The following is an 18,683-nucleotide window of genomic DNA, read 5'->3' on the forward strand; positions in this document are numbered from 1 at the left end:
AATTGCGTGATGGTGGTATCGTTTAGCGCTTTTTAAAAAATATCGACAACCTTTAAGGGGATTTTCGTAATGCGTATCATTCTGCTTGGCGCTCCGGGCGCGGGTAAAGGAACTCAGGCTCAGTTCATCATGGAGAAGTATGGTATTCCGCAAATCTCCACCGGTGATATGCTGCGTGCCGCCGTGAAATCTGGCTCCGAGCTGGGCAAACAAGCGAAAGACATCATGGACGCCGGTAAGCTGGTGACTGATGAGCTGGTGATCGCGCTGGTAAAAGAGCGTATTGCTCAGGAAGACTGCCGTAATGGTTTCCTGCTGGATGGCTTCCCGCGTACTATTCCGCAGGCAGACGCCATGAAAGAAGCGGGCATCAACGTGGACTACGTTCTGGAGTTCGATGTTCCTGACGAACTGATCGTTGACCGTATCGTGGGTCGTCGCGTACACGCTGCTTCTGGCCGCGTTTACCACATCAAATTCAACCCGCCTAAGGTTGAAGGTAAAGATGACGTGACCGGCGAAGAGCTGACCACCCGTAAAGACGATCAAGAAGAAACTGTACGTAAGCGCCTGGTGGAATACCATCAGATGACCGCTCCGCTGATCGGCTACTACTCTAAAGAAGCGCAGGCGGGTAACACCAAATACGCGAAAGTTGATGGTACTCAGGCCGTTGCTGACGTGCGCGCAGCGCTGGAAAAAATCCTCGGCTAATTTTTTCGCGTAATAAACCTCTTATCAGGCCTGCCATTATCGCGTAGGCCTGATAAGCGTAGCGCCATCAGGCAAATTCTCGTCTTACCTCTCACAGCAATTAGTTCTTCTTTATCGCTTTTCCGCTACAATTATCAACAATTTGAATCGATAAGAGGCGGTAATGCGTCAGACGAAAACCGGTATCCTGCTGGCAAACCTCGGCACTCCCGATGCCCCAACCCCCGAAGCCGTTAAGCGCTACCTGCGCCAGTTTTTAAGCGATCCACGCGTAGTTGATACGTCACCTGCACTGTGGTGGCCGTTGCTGCGCGGGGTGATTTTACCGTTGCGTGCGCCACGCGTAGCCAAGCTGTACCAGTCAATCTGGATGGAAGATGGTTCCCCGCTGATGGTTTATAGCAAGGCACAACAGCGGGCCCTGGCAGAACGCCTACCAAATACCCCTGTTGCGCTGGGAATGAGCTACGGTTCGCCGTCGCTTGAAAGCGCGGTCGATGAACTGTTGGCAAGCGGGGTTGAACACATGGTGGTGTTACCGCTGTACCCGCAATATTCCTGTTCGACGGTGGCGGCAGTCTGGGACGAACTGGCCCGTATCTTAGCGCGTAAACGCGGTATTCCTGGCGTTTCATTTATTCGTGATTACGCCGATGACAGCAGCTACATCGATGCGCTGGCGAAGAGTGCCCGGGATTCATTTGCTCAACACGGTGAACCTGATTTGCTGCTGCTCTCCTATCACGGCATTCCGCAGCGTTACGCCGATGAAGGCGATGACTACCCGCAGCGCTGTCGCGATACCACCCGAGAGCTGGTTTCAGCGCTTGGTCTGCCGCCAGAAAAAGTAATGATGACCTTCCAGTCTCGCTTTGGTCGCGAACCGTGGCTGACGCCGTATACCGACGAAACGTTAAAAATGCTGGCGGAGAAAGGGACACAACATATCCAGGTTATGTGTCCGGGCTTCTCGGCAGATTGCCTCGAAACGCTGGAAGAGATAGCGGTACAAAACCGGGAGGTTTTCCTCGAGGCTGGCGGTAAGCAATATGAGTATATTCCGGCGCTTAATGCCGCACCGGAACATATCGAAATGATGGTTAAACTGACCGACGCTTACCGTTAAAGCTGGGCTCTGAAGTAACGAGCGCCTTCCCGCAACGCATCGTCGGCGGTTTTCATCATTCGCGAATAGTGCAGGAAGGCGTGCAGCGTACCGGGGTACATTTTGTACTGGCAGGGCTGCTGATGCGCCTGCAACGTCTGGAATAGTAAGCGGCTATCGTCAATCAGCGGATCAAACTCAGCGCCAGCGATAAAACACGGTGGCACGTCACGCGTCAGATCGTTATTAAACAGGCAATAATACGGTGACTCGCGATCGTCAGCGCTACGCAGGTACGCGTTTTCGTACATCTGCAAGTCCTCGCGGGTTAACCCATCCCACGCTCCGCCCATCAGCCGTCGGCTCAGTGAATCCTGCAGGCCGTAAAGTCCATACCACAACAGCACCCCAGCCACCTTGCCGCAGACAATGCGTTTATCCCGCAGCCACAGCGCACTGGCAAGCGCCAGCATGGCTCCGGCGGAATCGCCCGCAAAACCGATATGATTCACATTAAGAGAATAGTCGCCAGCGTGCTGATGAAAATACTGGCAGACGGCGGCAATCTCTTCAATGGCTTGCGGGAAACGGGCTTCCGGCGCAAGTGAATAGTCGATACCAATTACCGTGCACTGCGTATAGCGCGCCAGCAAGCGCATAATACGGTCGTGGGTATCCAGATTACCGAGAATAAAACCGCCGCCGTGCAGATAATACAACGTTGCCAGGCTATGAGGCTGCGGTGAGTAAATACGTGTGGCCACGGGGCCGCATGCGGTAGAAATAACGCATTCGCGGGTATTCATCTCTGGGGCATCGGCATTCCACAACTGCCGTTCATGAATGTAGTGTTGGCGCTGGGCCACGAAGTCATCTGCAGCGGGCCACGGCGGCAGATCGTCGCGATGAAAATTCACCACGCTTTTCATTTCATCCGAAATTCTGTCGAGTACGGGGATCTTGTTTTCCGGCTTCATAAAACGCTCCTTGTGAAGGTGAGTTATTGTAGAAATTAATCCCGTATAAACTGCGATCTCACCGTCTGATATTGAAACTTAGCGCCGCATCGCATGCGTGGCAGGGAATGTGCTACCATGCATCGCTCAGTTAACCACCCGTAAAATCGACCATGAAATTTCCCGGTAAACGCAAATCCAAACACTATTTTCCCGTCAGCGCGCGCGATCCGTTGCTGCAACAAATTCAGCCAGAAAATGAAACCAGCGCAGCCTGGGTGGTGGGTATCGACCAGACGCTGGTGGATATTGAAGCCAAAGTGGATGATGACTTTGTAAAACGTTATGGATTAAGCGCCGGGCATTCTCTGGTGATTGCCGATGATGTCGCAGAAGCGCTCTACCAGGAACTGGTGCGTGAAAACTTGATCACCCATCAGTTTGCGGGCGGTACTATCGGTAACACGATGCACAACTACTCTGTACTGGCGGATGACCGTTCGGTGCTGCTGGGCGTGATGTGCAGCAATATCGAGATTGGCAGCTATGCGTACCGCTATTTATGCAATACCTCCAGCCGTACCGACCTGAACTACCTGCAAGGCGTTAACGGACCGATTGGCCGCTGCTTTACGCTGATTGGCGAGTCAGGTGAGCGTACCTTCGCAATCAGCCCTGGGCATATGAATAAGCTACGAGCGGATAGCATCCCTGAATCGGTGATTGCCGGAGCGTCCGCGCTGGTGCTGACGTCCTATCTGGTGCGCTGCGAACCGGGTGAGCCGATGCCGGAAGCAACCATGAAGGCGATTGAATATGCCAAAAAACACAATGTGCCGGTGGTTCTGACCCTGGGCACCAAATTCGTCATTGCCGATAACCCACAGTGGTGGCAGGCATTCCTGAAAGAGCATGTCTCCATTCTGGCGATGAATGAAGAAGAGGCTGAAGCGCTGACCGGCGAAAACGACCCGCTGCTGGCGTCTGACAAGGCGCTGGATTGGGTGGATCTGGTGCTGTGCACTGCGGGTCCGGCGGGTCTGTATATGGCGGGCTTTACGGAAGAAGAAGTCAAACGTAAAACCCAGCATCCGCTGCTGCCCGGTGCTATTGCCGAATTTAACCAGTACGAATTCAGCCGCGCCATGCGCCATAAAGACTGTACCAATCCGCTGCGCGTGTATTCGCACATCGCACCGTATATGGGCGGACCTGAAAAGATAATGAATACCAACGGCGCGGGTGATGGCGCGCTGGCGGCATTGCTGCATGATATTACCGCCAACAGCTATCACCGCAGCAACGTGCCTAACTCCAGCAAGCACAAGTTCACCTGGCTGACCTATTCGTCGTTAGCCCAGGTGTGTAAGTATGCTAATCGCGTGAGTTATCAGGTGCTGAACCAGCATTCACCGCGCCTGACGCGCGGTTTGCCGGAACGTGAAGACAGTCTAGAAGAGTCGTACTGGGACCGTTAAATCTTGTATAGGCCGGATAAGCGATAACGCTATCCGGCACGGACATTAACTGGCCGTAGCAACTTCACCTGCAGGCGGCGTTTCAATCAGCTCCAGCATGGTGCGGGCGATTTCACGCTCACCCATGACGACCTGGTTGGCGCCGCGTTCGGTAATATATTCCACCTCATCGTCATAATGCGCGCGGGCGATAATCTCAATCGACGGGCATTTCTCACGTGCGGAAGCGACAATTTCACCCGCTTCATAACCATTGGGGATGGTCAACAGCAGCCAGCGCGCGCAATCCAGATGCGCCAGATTCATAATCTCTTCGTTGGCGGCATTTCCCAGTACCGCGCGGATCCCACGCTCGCGCAGTTCATCCACCCGGGTACGCGAGGTTTCGATCACCACCAGCGGGATCCCTGCAGCCATCAATTTCTCACCCAGCAGGCTGCCGACGCGACCAAAGCCAACCAGCAAGGCATGATTGCAGATATCCACCGGAATTTGCTTCTCTTCTTCGATGGCCTCTTCCAGCGTCTGCTCCTCCAGCGTTTCTGTTTTGGCGAGGTATTTTTCTAACACCGCAAACAGCACCGGGTTGAGCATGATGGACAGGATTGCCCCGGCCAGCACCAGATTCTGTCCGGCCTGCGGCAGCAGGTTTAACGCCATTCCCAGACCCGCCAGGATAAAGGCAAATTCACCAATCTGCGCCAGGCTGGTGGCAATGGTGAGCGCCGTGCGTTGGGAGTGACCAAACAGGCGCACCAGGAAATAGGCGGCAAGGGATTTACCAAAGATGATAATCGCCAGCGTGCCCAGTACCGCCAACGGCTGCTGGATCAGAACTAACGGATCGAACAGCATCCCGACGGAAACGAAGAACAGCACGGCGAACGCATCGCGCAGCGGCAGAGTATCATGCGCCGCACGGTGGCTTAGTTCAGATTCATTCAGCACCATACCGGCGAAGAACGCGCCCAGCGCAAAGGAGACATCGAACAGCTCTACTGCGCCAAAGGCGATACCTAAGGCGAGGGCGAGGACTGAGAGGGTAAACAGTTCGCGTGAACCGGTTGCGGCGCTGCGGGCCATAATCCACGGTACCAGACGACGACCCACCAGCATCATAATCGCGATAAACGCCACCACCTTACCGATGGTAATGCCCATATCGACGGCCAGCGAGGCGAAGCCGACATCTTCTTTTTCCAGCATCCCGGCGACGGCTGGCAGGAGAACCAGCGTCAGCACCATCATCAGATCTTCGACAATCAACCAGCCAATGGCAATTTGCCCGCGCTGGCTGTCAATGAGCTGTCGTTCTTCAAGCGCGCGCAGTAGCACCACGGTACTGGCTGTTGAAAGACACAGACCAAACACGATCCCCACCATCAGCGACCAGCCTAATACGGCTGAAAGCGCCATACCCAGCAGCGTTGCCACTGCTATCTGGGCAATCGCGCCGGGAATGGCGATAGACTTTACCGCCATCAAATCCTTCAACGAAAAGTGCAGCCCCACGCCGAACATCAGCAGAATAACGCCAAGCTCAGCCAGCTCAGGCGCGAGCTTAGTATCAGCAACAAAACCAGGTGTAAATGGACCGGCCAGAACGCCCGCTAACAGATATCCCACCAGAGGAGAAATACGCAGTTTATTGGCAATCATGCCTAATATAAAAGCGAGCACAAGGCCGCCGACAATGGTGGTGATAAGCGGGGTGGCGTGATGCATTCCGTCTCCTTTGGTTGCTGTGATGATCCTGAAAACCCAAACTACGAGTAATAGTTTATGACAATTTTAATGTTTATGTTTATGAATAATTATTGAATTTTGAAGAAAACGGGATTTTAAGCGTAAAAAAGCACGGATCGGAAAAGTACGGTGATATGTGAGAGGTAAAGGCTGATGGCTACTGCAAGTAATGACGGCCAAAATTTACTTTTGGCCGTCAGAAAATCAGGCTTTGTGTCGGTTATCAGGTAAGAATATGGTCAGTATCCCCAGAAGTGGCAGGAAAGCACATATTTTGTAGACCAAATCGATGCTGGTATGGTCGGCTATCAGCCCTAGCACCGCGGCTCCCAGGCCGCCCATACCGAAGGCAAAACCGAAAAATAGCCCAGAAACCATGCCGATACGCCCAGGAAGCAGCTCCTGCGCGTACACCAAAATAGCAGAAAACGCCGATGCGAGGATAAAACCAATGATCACGGTTAAAATCCCGGTCCATTCCAGCGTTGCGTAGGGTAAAACGAGGGTAAATGGCGCAACGCCGAGGATAGACCCCCAAATAACATATTTTCTGCCAATTTTATCGCCTAATGGTCCGCCAATCACCGTCCCGGCCGCGACGGCAAACAGGAAGGCAAACAGGTGAAACTGGGCGTTTTGTACCGATAATCCGAATTTTTGCATCAGATAAAAGGTGTAATAGCTGCTGATGCTCGCCATATAGAAGTATTTGGAGAAAATCAGCACCAGCAGGATGCTTACCGCCAGCACCACTTTATTGCGCGGTAACGGATTGACGATGGCGACTTTCGGTTTTCCTTTACTCATCCGATGCTGCGCGGCATACCAACGGCTGATTTGTGCCAGGACGACAATCGCTAATAACGCAGCCAGAACAAACCAGGCCACATTACCCTTACCATATGGCGCGATGATGACAGCTGCCAGCAAGGGTCCCAGAGAGCTGCCGAAGTTGCCGCCAACCTGGAAAATTGACTGTGCCAGGCCGTGACGACCACCGGAGGCCATGCGTGCCACGCGGGACGATTCCGGATGAAATACCGAAGAGCCGGTGCCAACCAGCGCCGCGGCGAGCAACACCATATGGAAGCTGCCGGCCATAGCCAGCAAAACAAGCCCGCTCAGCGTGAAGCACATCCCTATGGGCAGCGACCACGGCATCGGGTATTTGTCCGTCCAGTAACCCACCACCGGTTGCAGCAGCGAGGAAGCAAGCTGGAAGGTTAGGGTGATCATCCCGATCTGCATGAACGTTAGCGAGAACTCTGACTGCAATAGCGGATAAATCGCCAGGATCAGCGACTGAATCATATCGTTTAGCAGATGGGAGAGGCTGATCGCTCCTAAAATGCCAAATGAGGTGCGTGCTTTAGCAACCGACGCTGACGCGCCAGCCACAGGCTGGGTTGGTTCACTTATTGCCATAGAAAGTCACTTCTGTTTGGGTTGCGATTATGAGGGTAATCTATTTTGTTATTATTACCTGACTAACATACCTGCGGAAGGTGTTTGAAGGAAGTCTCATTTCTGAAAACATTTTCGACTATTATTTCATATCATTGTAATTTCAGTCGTTGATTTTGGCTCAGGGAGAGAAATATGAAGTTTTTAAAACGGGGCGTGGCGCTGGCGTTATTAGCCGCATTTACGCTGGCAGGTCAGCCTGCACAAGCGTACGAAAAAGATAAAACCTACAAAATTACCATTCTGCATACCAACGATCATCACGGTCACTTCTGGCGCAGCGAATACGGAGAATACGGACTGGCGGCGCAAAAAACGCTGGTGGACGGTATTCGTAAAGAGGTGGCAGAGGAAGGGGGCAGCGTACTGCTGCTTTCCGGTGGCGACATTAATACAGGCGTACCGGAGTCCGATCTGCAGGATGCGGAACCTGATTTTCGTGGGATGAACCTGATTGGCTATGACGCGATGGCGGTCGGAAACCACGAGTTTGATAATCCCATGACCGTACTGCGCCAGCAGGAAAAATGGTCCAAATTCCCGTTTCTCTCGGCCAATATCTATCAGAAAAGCACCGGCGAGCGTTTGTTTAAGCCGTGGGCCATCTTTAAGCGCCAGGATTTAAAAATTGCTGTACTCGGTTTAACCACCGACGATACGGCGAAAATAGGCAACCCCGAGTTCTTTACCGATATTGAGTTCCGTAAACCTGCTGATGAAGCCAAACTGGTTATCCAGGAACTGAATATGGGTGAAAAGCCAGACATCATTATCGCGACCACCCATATGGGACATTATGACAACGGCAACCACGGCTCGAATGCCCCTGGCGATGTCGAAATGGCGCGTAGCCTGCCGGCGGGATCGCTGGCGATGATTGTAGGTGGTCACTCGCAGGATCCGGTGTGTATGGCTTCAGAGAACAAGAAGCAGGTTGATTACGTACCAGGTACGCCGTGTGCGCCAGACAAGCAAAATGGGATCTGGATTGTGCAGGCGCACGAGTGGGGGAAATATGTGGGCCGGGCGGACTTTGAGTTCCGTAACGGCGAAATGAAAATGGTCAACTACCAGCTCATTCCCGTCAACCTGAAGAAAAAAGTGACCTGGGACAACGGTAAAAGTGAGCGCGTACTCTACACCCCGGAAATAGCTGAAAATCAGCAAATGCTTTCGTTGCTGACGCCGTTCCAGAATAAAGGTAAAGCGCAGCTCGACGTGAAAATAGGTAGCGTCAATGCGCGCCTCGAAGGCGACCGAAGCAAAGTCCGTTTCGTGCAGACCAACATGGGACATTTGCTGCTGGCTGCGCAAATGGCGCGAACCAGCGCTGATTTTGGCGTGATGAGCGGCGGTGGCATCCGTGATTCCATCGAAGGCGGCGATATCACTTATAAGAGCGTGCTGAAAGTACAGCCGTTCGGAAACATCGTGGTGTATGCCGACATGAGCGGGAAAGAGGTGATTGACTATCTGACCGCCGTGGCGCAAATGAAGCCGGACTCCGGGGCCTATCCACAGTTTGCCAACGTCAGCTTTGTGGCGAAAGACGGCAAGCTTAACGATTTGAAAATCAAAGGCGAACCCGTTGACCCAGCCAAAACCTATCGTATGGCAACGCTAAGCTTCAACGCAACCGGCGGCGATGGCTATCCGCGAATTGATAACAAACCAGGCTATGTGAATACCGGGTTTATTGATGCAGAAGTGCTGAAAGAGTTCGTGCAGAAGAACTCACCGCTGGATGCCAGTGTGTATGAGCCGAAGGGGGAAGTTACCTGGCAGTAACAGGGCGGAGTGCCGGATGGCGGTGCGGGCACCTTATCCGGCCTACAGGTCAGTGCGATTTGTAGGCCTTAAAGCTGCGCGCCATCAGGCAATCATTCTATAACCGCTTAATCGCGGCGTGCGATGTCGGCGAATTTCGCATCCAGAATTTTCGCCAGATCGCCCGCTGCCAGTTCGATATCCAGCCCGCGTTTGCCGCCGGAAACATAAATGGTGTCAAACGTCTGGGCAGGGGCATCAATGAGCGTTGGCAATCTCTTTTTCTGTCCTAATGGGCTGATCCCCCCCACCAGATAACCGGTGGTTCGTTGCGCAACCATTGGATCGGCCATATCAACCTTTTTAGCCCCCAGAGCCTTAGCGACCTTTTTGAGATCCAATTGACCGGCTACAGGCGTGACCGCAACTGCCAGATGCTTCATATCGCCATTCACGGCAACCAGCAGCGTTTTGTAGACCTGGTCCGCATTCAGACCTAACTTGCGCACCACTTCATCACCAAAGTTCGTCTCGGACGGATCGTGATCGTAGGTGTGGATCTGGAAAGAAATTTTGTTTTTTTCGAGTAATTTAACGGCGGGTGTCATAGCAATTTTCCTGGACCAGACAAAATACGACTCAAGCATACGCCTGATGTCTGTCTAAAAAATAGTACCATCTTGCGCAATAGTATTGGCAGGATGATGACTTTGAGCGACAATCGAACTACACCGATGCTTTAAGCATTGGGATCATAATAATGATGAAATTCCTCTTTGACGGGCCAATAGAAATATTGGCCATTTTTTTTACCGTAACATCTCCGGCAAATTTCCCTCTCCGTACAGATGTAGCGCGCCAACGGCCACGACGTAATGACCAGCAGGCATCGCCCTGAGCCGATTGCGCCAGGCTGTGTTGCGTTGATGCATCAATACGTCATACAACGACTGGCTAAAGGTATTGGGAAGCGTCAGTTCGCTATTGCGTGGCGGTGTTTTAAGCCACCAGCCCATCATTTGTTGCAACAATCTGGCATTGGTATGCCAGTGCGTCAGAGTATCGTCCAACAGGGCCAGCCCGTTATCAGGCAACTGACATAACAGCTCGATTTGACTGGATGCGCCCTCCAGTTCGATAACGGGTTTATGCGCTTGTTTTGCCGCTTTCAGCAATTGGTAATCAATCCCGTATTCTGCCCGTAGACCCAACTGCTGTGCCTGTGTCGCCTGTAATACCATGGCGATTTGCCACAACGGCTGAGTAGATAACAGCGATGGGGAAATACCCAGTTCGTTGGTGACTTTACGCAGGTTTTCTAACTGCTCCGGGCTGATACGTTCTTCGAGTGCGGCAAATGTAGGAAGGTTAGCAAACGGCGCGTCGTCACCGGAAACATCCGCTTCGACAATCAGCGCGTCGGCATGGTTGAGTTTTTTGAGTAATTTGGCAGGCAGAGGTGCCATATCGCGACTGCCCATGTGAATACTGCCAATCAGATGAAAATGGCGGTTGCCGGGCAATGAAATGTCGATGGCAGGCCAGGTATAGTGGTTGCCGCGTAGCGCGGTGAAAAATGTTTTTACCCGGTATAACAGATCCATACGACCTCCCTAAGTAGACTTTCATGCTAGCGCGTGGTCCAGGAAGGTGCAATGCGAGAATCGCCGGATGGCGACGCGAAATCGTCTTATCCAGCCTACAATGTTACCTGCACTTTGTAGGCCGGATAAGCGTGAGCGCCATGCGGTAGAGGGTTACTCTTTCGGTTTGAAGCGCAGCAGTCGGTTAGCGTTGCTCACCACAGTAATGGAGGAGAGTGCCATCGCCGCTCCTGCAACGACCGGATTCAGCAGTGTTCCGGTGAACGGCCACAGGATCCCCGCGGCAACGGGAATACCGATGCTGTTATAAATAAACGCGCCGACCAGGTTCTGCTTCATATTACGCAACGTTGCCCGGGAGATAGACAGTGCATCCGCAACGCCCATCAGGCTATGGCGCATCAGCGTAATCGCGGCGGTTTCAATCGCTACATCGCTGCCGCCACCCATGGCAATCCCTACATCGGCCTGAGCCAGCGCAGGTGCATCGTTGATACCGTCACCCACCATGGCAACCTGACGCCCCTGGCTTTGCAGACGTTTAATCGCCTCGGCTTTACCGTCCGGCAGAACACCGGCAATCACCTCATCAATACCGGCTTCTTTGGCAATAGCGTTAGCCGTGGTCGGGTTGTCACCGGTAAGCATCACCAGACGATACCCGTTGCGGTGCAGACGCTGAAGTGCTGCCACGCTGTCGCTACGCAGCGGATCACGCACCGCTAACAGCGCCGCCGCTTTACCATCAATCGCCAACAGGACCGGGGTTGAACCCTGGGATGCCTGAGCGGTGATTTCAGCTTCCATTTCAGTGGCATCTACCTGTTGCTCATTGAGCAGTGCCTGGTTGCCCAGCAGCAGCGTATGACCTTCCGTTTCACCGCTTACGCCTAAACCGCGCAGCGTACGGAAACCGTTGACCTGTGGCAGCGTAACATCACCGGCTTTGTCCAGAATCGCCCTGGCCAGCGGGTGACTGGAACCCTGTTCAAGGGCCGCAGCCAGACGAATTGCCAGTGCTTCATCGGTGTTGCCAAACGTTTTGATGGCGACAACCTGCGGTTTACCTTCAGTCAATGTCCCGGTTTTATCAAATACGACGGTATCAAGCGTACTGGCGCGCTGCAGCGCATCGGCATCACGTACCAGAACCCCAAACTCAGCAGCACGACCCACACCGGAAATAATCGACATTGGTGTTGCCAGGCCCAGCGCACAAGGGCAGGCAATAATCAGTACGGTAGTGGCAATCACCAGCGTATAAACAATTTGTGGTGCCGGCCCGAAGAAATACCAGATTGCCGCACTCACCAGCGCAATGACGACGACGACCGGAACGAACACTGAGGAGATACGGTCGGCTAGTTTGCCAATCTCCGGTTTACTGCTTTGCGCCTGGCGCACCATACGAATAATGCGTGACAGCGTGGTATGGCTGCCAACGGCACTGGCGCGGAACAGCACGCTGCCGTCCTGTACGACCGTACCGGCGTGGACGCTATCGCCTTCGCCTTTTTGTTGCGGAATAGGCTCTCCGGTCAGCATGGCTTCATCCAGCCAGGCTTCTCCCTGAGTGATTTCGCCATCTACCGGAACGCGGTCACCGGTGGTCAGGCGCAGCAACATTCCCGCCTGAACGTCTGCCAGCGGCACGTTCTTTTCACCTTCGTCGGTAACAACACGCGCGGTCGGCGGCGTCAGATCGAGTAATTTTTCCAGTGCTTTGGACGAACGCTGGCGAGCCCGCGCTTCCAGCATGTGCCCGAGGTTAATCAGACCGATAATCATCGCACTGGCTTCATAATAGAGGTGTCGCGCTTCCATCGGGAACCATTGCGGCCAGAGGTTGACGCTCATGGAATAAAGCCATGCCACCCCCGTACCCAGCGCCACCAGCGTATCCATGGTCGCGGTGCCGTTCATCAGGCTTTTCCACGCATTGCGGTAAAAATGACCGCCCGCGAAAACCATCACGGCAAGCGTTGCCAGACCAATCGTCAGCCACAGGCTACGGTTGTCGGCAGTGACCATCATGTTTTCGCCAATCATTCCCCATACCATGACAGGGATACCCAGCAGCAGCGCGACGGCCGCCTGCCAGCGAAAACGTTTCATGGTTGCTATGGCGGTTTCTTGCTGACGCTCGCGGCGCTTAACATCATCTTCAATGGCTTCTGCGCCGTAGCCCGCTTTTTCCACCGCTTTCACTAACTGGTCGGCGGACGCACTGCCCATTACCAGCGCAGTACGTTCCGCCAGGTTTACCCGTGCCTGCGTGACACCCGGTACGCTTTGCAGAGCATCTTGTACGCGGATAACACAGCTGGCGCAGCTCATGCCGTTTAACAGCAACTGTTGGCTGTCATCATCAGCCGTAGCTGCCGGAAGCTCGGAAGGGACCGCTGCCAGTGCTTCCGACGGGATTGATGACTCCGTCAGCGGTTTAGCCTTTGGGTGGCTTAACTCCGCGCCGTAACCGGCTTGTTTGATGGTTTCAATCAGCGCTTCAGCACTGGCGCTCCCGGTGATGTGCGCTTCAGTCACAGTGACATCCGCTTGCTCAACGTCCGGGCGCTGCTCCAGACTTTCTTTAACGCGTTTTACGCAGTGACCACAGGACAAGCCGTCCAGGGTTAGATCGATTGTTTGAGACATAACCAACTCCTTTATTGCAGGATTAACTGACTGTGATAAAGGTTAAACCTTCCATCTAGGGGAAGGTCAAGGGAGTTTTTAGAAAAGGTGCAAAAAGGGCGTAAAGGAAGAAAAACGGGAACGTCAGGTCAGCACGTTCCCGGTCTGTTATTGATTGAGAACGATAAGCGGCGTTCGATGCTGCGGTTCATTCATCACCGTGAGATCGGCGCCGTACAGTGCATTTAGTGACGATTGCTGCAGAACATCCTGCGGACGACCGTTATCAACTATCCTGCCGCGTTCCATCAATACAACGCGGTCAGCATAGCGCGCCGCAAGGTTGAGATCGTGCAGGACGCAGCAGACGCTGAACTGTCGTTCACCTACCAGACGACGCAGCAGACGAAAAAGATGCTGTTGGTGGTGAATATCCAGGGCGGAGGTGGGTTCATCGAGAAACAACCATTTTGGCCTGGGTTCGGGCTCCCAAAGTTGAACCAGCAGACGCGCCAGCTGTACCCGCTGTTGTTCTCCTCCCGACAGATGCCGGTAATCGCGCGCGGCCAGCGCCTGGCAGTCACACAACGTCATGATGTGCTCCGTTTCATCGCCCGTGTTGCGCGTACGATACGGATGCCTGCCCATGCGGATGACCTCCTGCACGCTAAACGGGAAGGCCATATGACTGTTCTGGCGCATCACGGCACGGGTTTTTGCCAGCTCGGTGATTGACCACTCGTTCAGCGGCTTGCCAAACAAGCTACAACGCCCGCTGTGGGGCTGCAGATAGCCCGTAAGCTGGCGAAGCAGCGTCGATTTTCCGGCCCCATTCGGGCCAAGAATCGCGATGATTTCTCCATCAGGTAGCGTCACGGAAACGTCATCGGTCAGTCGTCTGCCCTGAATGTGGTAGACCAGATTTTCAGCGACGATCATGACATCCTCCGGCTACGCAGTATTAACCACAGGAAATACGGTCCACCGATCAGGCTGGTTAACAGACCAACGGGCATTTCGGCAGGCTGAACAAGTGTGCGGGCCAGCGTGTCGGCAATCAGAAGTAAACAGGCACCGGCCAACGTAGAGCAAGGAATCAACCAGCGATGATCGGCGCCGGTAGTCATTCTGATCAGATGCGGGATCACCAGGCCAATAAAGCCAATCACGCCGCTGACGGAAACGGCAGCGCCAACCAGGAGCGAGCTGAGCAACAGTAACTGCTGGCGCTTACGTTTGACGTTTACGCCGAGGTAATGCGCCTCTTCATCACCCAACTGCAGCAAATTAAGCGTTCCCGCCATACAGACGGTGACTGCAATGGCTGGAAGAACAAACGTGCTGGCAACCAGCAGCGTTGGCCACTGGGCCTGGCCGAGATTCCCCATCATCCACAGCGTAAGTTGACGTAGCTGCTGTTCGTCGCCCACATAGCTCAGCACACCAATAGCCGAACCGCACAGAGCATTGATAGCGATACCTGCTAACAGTAGTTGCATCATTCCGCCGTGGTTATGACGCTGACTTATCAGGAAAATAATCGTGCAGACCACCATGCTGCCCGCGACGGCAAAAATCATCTGCTCGTACAACACCAGCACTACGGGGAATGAAAATGGGATAACTATCGCGATGCCGACCATCAGCGCGGAGCCGCTGCTGACGCCAAGCAGGCCGGGATCGGCCATTGGATTGCGAAAAAGTCCCTGCATAATGACCCCTGCCGTAGCCAGCGCAGCACCGACCAAAACGGCCAGCAGTACGCGGGGCAGGCGGATGTTCAACCAGATATCTCGGTATTCGTCGTTGAACAGGGCGCTGAAGCTAATGTTCAACGCCCCCTGGCTGGCACCGAACAGCATCAGAGCGACCAGCAAGAGAGAAAGGCCCGTCAGAATGCTGACGGAAGAAAGCGAGTCCTTAAGCACGCAACGCTCCATAACGTCTTTGCGGCGCGAAGTTTCCGCGCCGCGAGGGGTTTACGCGGGTTTCAGTCCCGGCTCAACTAAACTGTAAATCTGGTTATTGAGTGTCGGCGCCGTGGCCAATTCGTGAATGTGCCTGGCAACATCCGCGCGCATCACAAAGCCATGACACTCCTCGGCCTGTATGCGTTGCGCCAGACCTGTGGCTTCACCATTCAGCAAACCGCCGGGGCGGAGAATGGCGTAGTCCAGTAGACTGGTTTGTAGCCAGCTTTCAGCCAACGATTTTTCCCGTACGGCCTGGCCAAATGCGGCCCTGGCGCGTGGGGACAAAAAGGGCCAACTGTCGCCACAGCCCAGAGAGGTAACCAGAATCATGCGTTTGATCTCAGCTTTTTCTGCTTCATCAATGACGGTTCTGTGCGCCAGATAATCCTGGGCACCGCCCATGGAGGAGATCACCGTGGCATGCTGACCCGCTGCGCGACAGGCGCAGGCGGTGACCTGGCTGTCGCAGGCGTCGCCAATAAAGACCTGCACACCTTTTTCCTGCAGCCCGGCAGCAACCTGGGGATTGCGAACGACAGCAATCACCGGACGATGCTCCGCCAGTGCGAGCTCCAGCGTTTTCGCGCCGACGCCGCTTCCACCTGCACCAAAAATAAGCCATGGAGCCATCAGGCATGTTCCTTTAAAGATGAAGACAACGTGTGAAAGGCGCTGACCTGTTCGGCCAGCAGCTGTCGATGCTCATCGCGACCGAGGAAAATTTTGAACATAGCGCTACCCGCCTGGTTGAAGAAGAGAATGGACGCAGTGTCCATTCCCATAAATTTGCGTTCAATCAGGGCAATATGCGTGCAGTTTTCTGCCTTGATATGACCGGTCATGCCTTTTTTGCCGCGTAGGTTGAAGTAACCGTGGCGGTGGAACCCGGAAGGTAATTCACCGGTGAATTCCAGAATGACATCAGCAGTATGGACCAGGGTGGTGACTTTGCCCCATTCGCAGACGGTTTCCCAGACGGTATCAAATTGACTGCCGGAAACCAGCGTTGGGGAAGGGAGGTTTTTCACCACCTCCAGCAATGTAGTGTTGTACTGGGCGGCGATAGCTTCCAGCGTACCGTCCGGCTCAGTTTTCAAAAAATCCTGTAAAGAGACATGGCTCATTATTCACTCCTTTTATGGTTGCTCTACCGCAATGCGCGGCGCGTTAAGTTCCTGAATCAGTTCATCAAGAGACTGTAAAATATTGCTCGCCCAAAAACGCCCTTCATTGGTCAGGCGTACACAGGTGCTGGCATCTCGCGTCAGTCCTGCGTGATGCCATTGGGTCAGTAGCGGGGCCAGTTTTTGTGCATGAGGCGTCAGCTCATCCAGCGGAATGCGGGCCGTCTCAATACCGGCCTGGAGAGTGTGTCGCCACTGGAAACCACGCTCGGCGGTGCGCATCATCATCATTAGCGGTTTTTTTCCGGCGGCGATAGATTCATGCCATGTATTCAGGTTGCGCTCGACCATCCAGGAATAGCCATTGACTGACCCTCCTGCGCCAGAGCCGAATGCCAGACAGTCTGCACCCTGTTTAATCAGCAGGTTGTACAGATTGCGTTCCCGTGTGGTACGCGCCCAGTGGCTGTTGCTGATGCAGCGCCAGCCCGCGCTGTCCATGAAATCGCAGCCCTGAAGATAGAGATCGCGGCGTTCGGCGGGAGAGGGAACGGTTGTGCGCCCGGTTTCAACCGCTTTGCCAAGCGGTGTATTAGGGATCAGATTCAGCGCATAAAGATCTACGCCGTCGAGGCCGATGTCGCGGGCAATCGCCAGATCCTCGCCCCACAGTTTTGCGTCTTGTCCTGGCAGACCAAACAGCAGATCGCACACCACGGCGGCACGATCTCGTTTTACCAGTCCCTGCATAAAGGCCGTCGCGGTCGGGCCGTCCGAAGTACGCGCCATTTTCTTGCGGATTCGGCTGTTAAAAGACTGAATACCGATTGAAAATCTATTGGCGCCAGCGTCAAGGCAGGCATCAATTCGCGCATCGTCAAAATTGAGCACCCGTCCCTCAATGGTGATTTCGCAGTCCGGCGCCAACGGTAGCTTGTCACGCAGCGCGGTAATGATTCTGGCCAGGTCCTGTGCAGACAGCGCAGAAGGCGTACCGCCGCCAAAATAGACGGCGTGAATGGGGGCCGACTGATGTAATGCGCTATCAGCTTCCATCTCTATTTCGCGCAACAGCGCGTTGGTGTAGAGGGCGCAGTTGTCTTCTTCAAATCGGTTTTGATAAAAACTGCAGAAAGTACAATGTGTTGCACAAAAAGGAATATGCAAGTACACCAGCCGTTTACGCGGTGGGGTTGGCTGGTTGATGACCTCCTGCCAGGTCTGTGACAATAGCTCTTTGGCAACCGGGATCGCCCCACGCCAGGGCATCGTGGCGCGGCGATCCTTAAATGGCTGACTTCCCTCGAGCGCAAAATGCGCGGTGAGATCCAGCGAATGTTCAGTTTTCATTCTTCTTAATAAATCCAGTTAGTGAGGCCAGAATTGCTGGTGCAGGGCTTCAACCGCATCGGCGACGCGTGGTCCCATTCCCAGAATCAGCGCCTGGTCTACCGCCACAATGCGCTGGTTTTTCCAGGCCGCAGTGTGGGTAATACCGGCAATCGCGCTCAGGCGAGCCAGACCGCCATCGACCATTTGCGACGTCACCACGATCACCTCCGGGTTGGCGGCGATCAGTGACTCCGCGCTGTAGCTTTTATACTGCGCATGGGTGGCGACATTTTGTGCGCCTGCGAGGGTCATAATGGCATCGGCAACGCTGCCTTTTCCGGCGATCTGAGGTGCGCTGCCACCAGCAGAGAGAATGAACATGGCTTTGACCGGCGCGTTTTTCGCCGCCACGCTGTGCTTAATACGCTCCAGACGTTGCTGCAGGCGATTGACTAGCGCCTCACCTTGGTCAGGAATGTGCAGTGTTGTAGCCAGTTCTTGAATGTTGGCGTACATCTGTTCGACGGTGGCCGGTACGCGCGGCAACGTCACGACGTTAACCTTTTGCGCCCGCAACTGATCCAACACGATTTGGGGACCTGCATCCTGCCAGGTGATAAAGCTGTCCGGATGGAGCGACAAAATGCCCTCGCTGCTTAACTGCTTCCAGTAGCCGATATGCGGGAGTGCGGCAGTTTCGGGCGGATACGAGGTGGTTTCATCAACGCCAACCACCCGGTTGCCGACGCCCATGGCGTATACCAGTTCACTAAGCGAGCCGCCCGC

Annotated in this window: 16 protein-coding genes; 4 read left to right on the forward strand and 12 right to left on the reverse strand. The window is 54.2% G+C overall.

The annotated features are described in order from the left end of the window. Positions 1 to 69 precede the first annotated feature (69 nt). On the forward strand, positions 70 to 714 hold the full coding sequence (gene adk / locus FDW94_RS02860) for an adenylate kinase (protein WP_003021773.1): 645 nt from the start codon (positions 70 to 72) through the stop codon (positions 712 to 714). Positions 715 to 877: 163 nt separating this feature from the next. Continuing rightward, the gene (gene hemH, locus FDW94_RS02865; protein ID WP_137377096.1) at positions 878 to 1,840 is read left to right on the forward strand and encodes a ferrochelatase; all 963 of its coding nucleotides are present in this window, start codon (positions 878 to 880) and stop codon (positions 1,838 to 1,840) included. Here hemH and aes read toward each other — a convergent pair. Continuing rightward, the gene (gene aes / locus FDW94_RS02870) at positions 1,837 to 2,796 is read right to left on the reverse strand and encodes an acetyl esterase (RefSeq protein WP_003831053.1); all 960 of its coding nucleotides are present in this window, start codon (positions 2,794 to 2,796) and stop codon (positions 1,837 to 1,839) included. The genes hemH and aes overlap by 4 nt on opposite strands. A 152-nt stretch (positions 2,797 to 2,948) precedes the next feature. Here aes and gsk point away from each other — a divergent pair, with 152 nt between their 5' ends. Continuing rightward, positions 2,949 to 4,253 carry an inosine/guanosine kinase gene (gene gsk / locus FDW94_RS02875; protein ID WP_003021781.1) on the forward strand — a complete coding sequence of 435 codons (1,305 nt, stop codon included), beginning with the start codon at positions 2,949 to 2,951 and terminating at the stop codon, positions 4,251 to 4,253. A 45-nt stretch (positions 4,254 to 4,298) separates the two neighbouring features. Here gsk and ybaL read toward each other — a convergent pair whose 3' ends face one another. Together ybaL and fsr are read right to left on the reverse strand one after the other, a co-directional pair. Next, positions 4,299 to 5,978, reverse strand: a complete 1,680-nt coding sequence (gene ybaL / locus FDW94_RS02880; protein ID WP_003021783.1) for a YbaL family putative K(+) efflux transporter — start codon at positions 5,976 to 5,978, stop codon at positions 4,299 to 4,301. Positions 5,979 to 6,203: 225 nt separating this feature from the next. Further along, positions 6,204 to 7,424, reverse strand: coding sequence for a fosmidomycin MFS transporter (fsr, locus tag FDW94_RS02885; RefSeq protein WP_003021788.1), 1,221 nt, complete (start codon positions 7,422 to 7,424; stop codon positions 6,204 to 6,206). A 174-nt stretch (positions 7,425 to 7,598) separates the two neighbouring features. On the opposite strand from fsr, the gene ushA reads away from it, so the two are divergent. Beyond that, complete coding sequence (ushA, locus tag FDW94_RS02890; protein WP_103284819.1) at positions 7,599 to 9,251, forward strand: bifunctional UDP-sugar hydrolase/5'-nucleotidase UshA; 1,653 nt, start codon at positions 7,599 to 7,601, stop codon at positions 9,249 to 9,251. 107 nt (positions 9,252 to 9,358) lie between these two features. Here ushA and ybaK read toward each other — a convergent pair whose 3' ends face one another. From ybaK to FDW94_RS02935, 9 genes are all read right to left on the reverse strand, one after another. Further along, positions 9,359 to 9,838 (reverse strand): Cys-tRNA(Pro)/Cys-tRNA(Cys) deacylase YbaK, encoded by a 480-nt coding sequence (gene ybaK, locus FDW94_RS02895; RefSeq protein WP_003831056.1) that lies wholly within the window; start codon positions 9,836 to 9,838, stop codon positions 9,359 to 9,361. Between the two features lie 201 nt (positions 9,839 to 10,039). Continuing rightward, positions 10,040 to 10,834: a TraB/GumN family protein gene (locus FDW94_RS02900; RefSeq protein WP_137377097.1), complete on the reverse strand. Its 795-nt coding sequence runs from the start codon at positions 10,832 to 10,834 to the stop codon at positions 10,040 to 10,042. 153 nt (positions 10,835 to 10,987) lie between these two features. Then, complete coding sequence (copA, locus tag FDW94_RS02905; RefSeq protein WP_137377098.1) at positions 10,988 to 13,489, reverse strand: copper-exporting P-type ATPase CopA; 2,502 nt, start codon at positions 13,487 to 13,489, stop codon at positions 10,988 to 10,990. A gap of 147 nt (positions 13,490 to 13,636) precedes the next feature. Beyond that, complete coding sequence (locus tag FDW94_RS02910; RefSeq protein WP_048235959.1) at positions 13,637 to 14,407, reverse strand: heme ABC transporter ATP-binding protein; 771 nt, start codon at positions 14,405 to 14,407, stop codon at positions 13,637 to 13,639. Continuing rightward, on the reverse strand, positions 14,404 to 15,396 hold the full coding sequence (locus FDW94_RS02915) for an iron ABC transporter permease (protein WP_048235958.1): 993 nt from the start codon (positions 15,394 to 15,396) through the stop codon (positions 14,404 to 14,406). The genes FDW94_RS02910 and FDW94_RS02915 overlap by 4 nt, the downstream gene beginning before the upstream one ends. A gap of 51 nt (positions 15,397 to 15,447) precedes the next feature. After that, positions 15,448 to 16,071, reverse strand: a complete 624-nt coding sequence (chuY, locus tag FDW94_RS02920) for an anaerobilin reductase (RefSeq protein WP_100272828.1) — start codon at positions 16,069 to 16,071, stop codon at positions 15,448 to 15,450. Then, complete coding sequence (gene hutX, locus FDW94_RS02925; RefSeq protein ID WP_032942563.1) at positions 16,071 to 16,565, reverse strand: heme utilization cystosolic carrier protein HutX; 495 nt, start codon at positions 16,563 to 16,565, stop codon at positions 16,071 to 16,073. Before hutX ends, chuY begins: the two co-directional genes overlap by 1 nt. Before the next feature lie 12 nt (positions 16,566 to 16,577). Next, positions 16,578 to 17,915: a heme anaerobic degradation radical SAM methyltransferase ChuW/HutW gene (gene hutW, locus FDW94_RS02930; protein WP_137377099.1), complete on the reverse strand. Its 1,338-nt coding sequence runs from the start codon at positions 17,913 to 17,915 to the stop codon at positions 16,578 to 16,580. Between the two features lie 18 nt (positions 17,916 to 17,933). Continuing rightward, positions 17,934 to 18,683 (reverse strand): ABC transporter substrate-binding protein (locus FDW94_RS02935; RefSeq protein WP_137377182.1); only part of this gene is annotated, 750 nt, incomplete at its 5' end.

Source organism: Citrobacter sp. wls757 (assembly GCF_005280935.1).
GTDB lineage: Bacteria > Pseudomonadota > Gammaproteobacteria > Enterobacterales > Enterobacteriaceae > Citrobacter > Citrobacter portucalensis.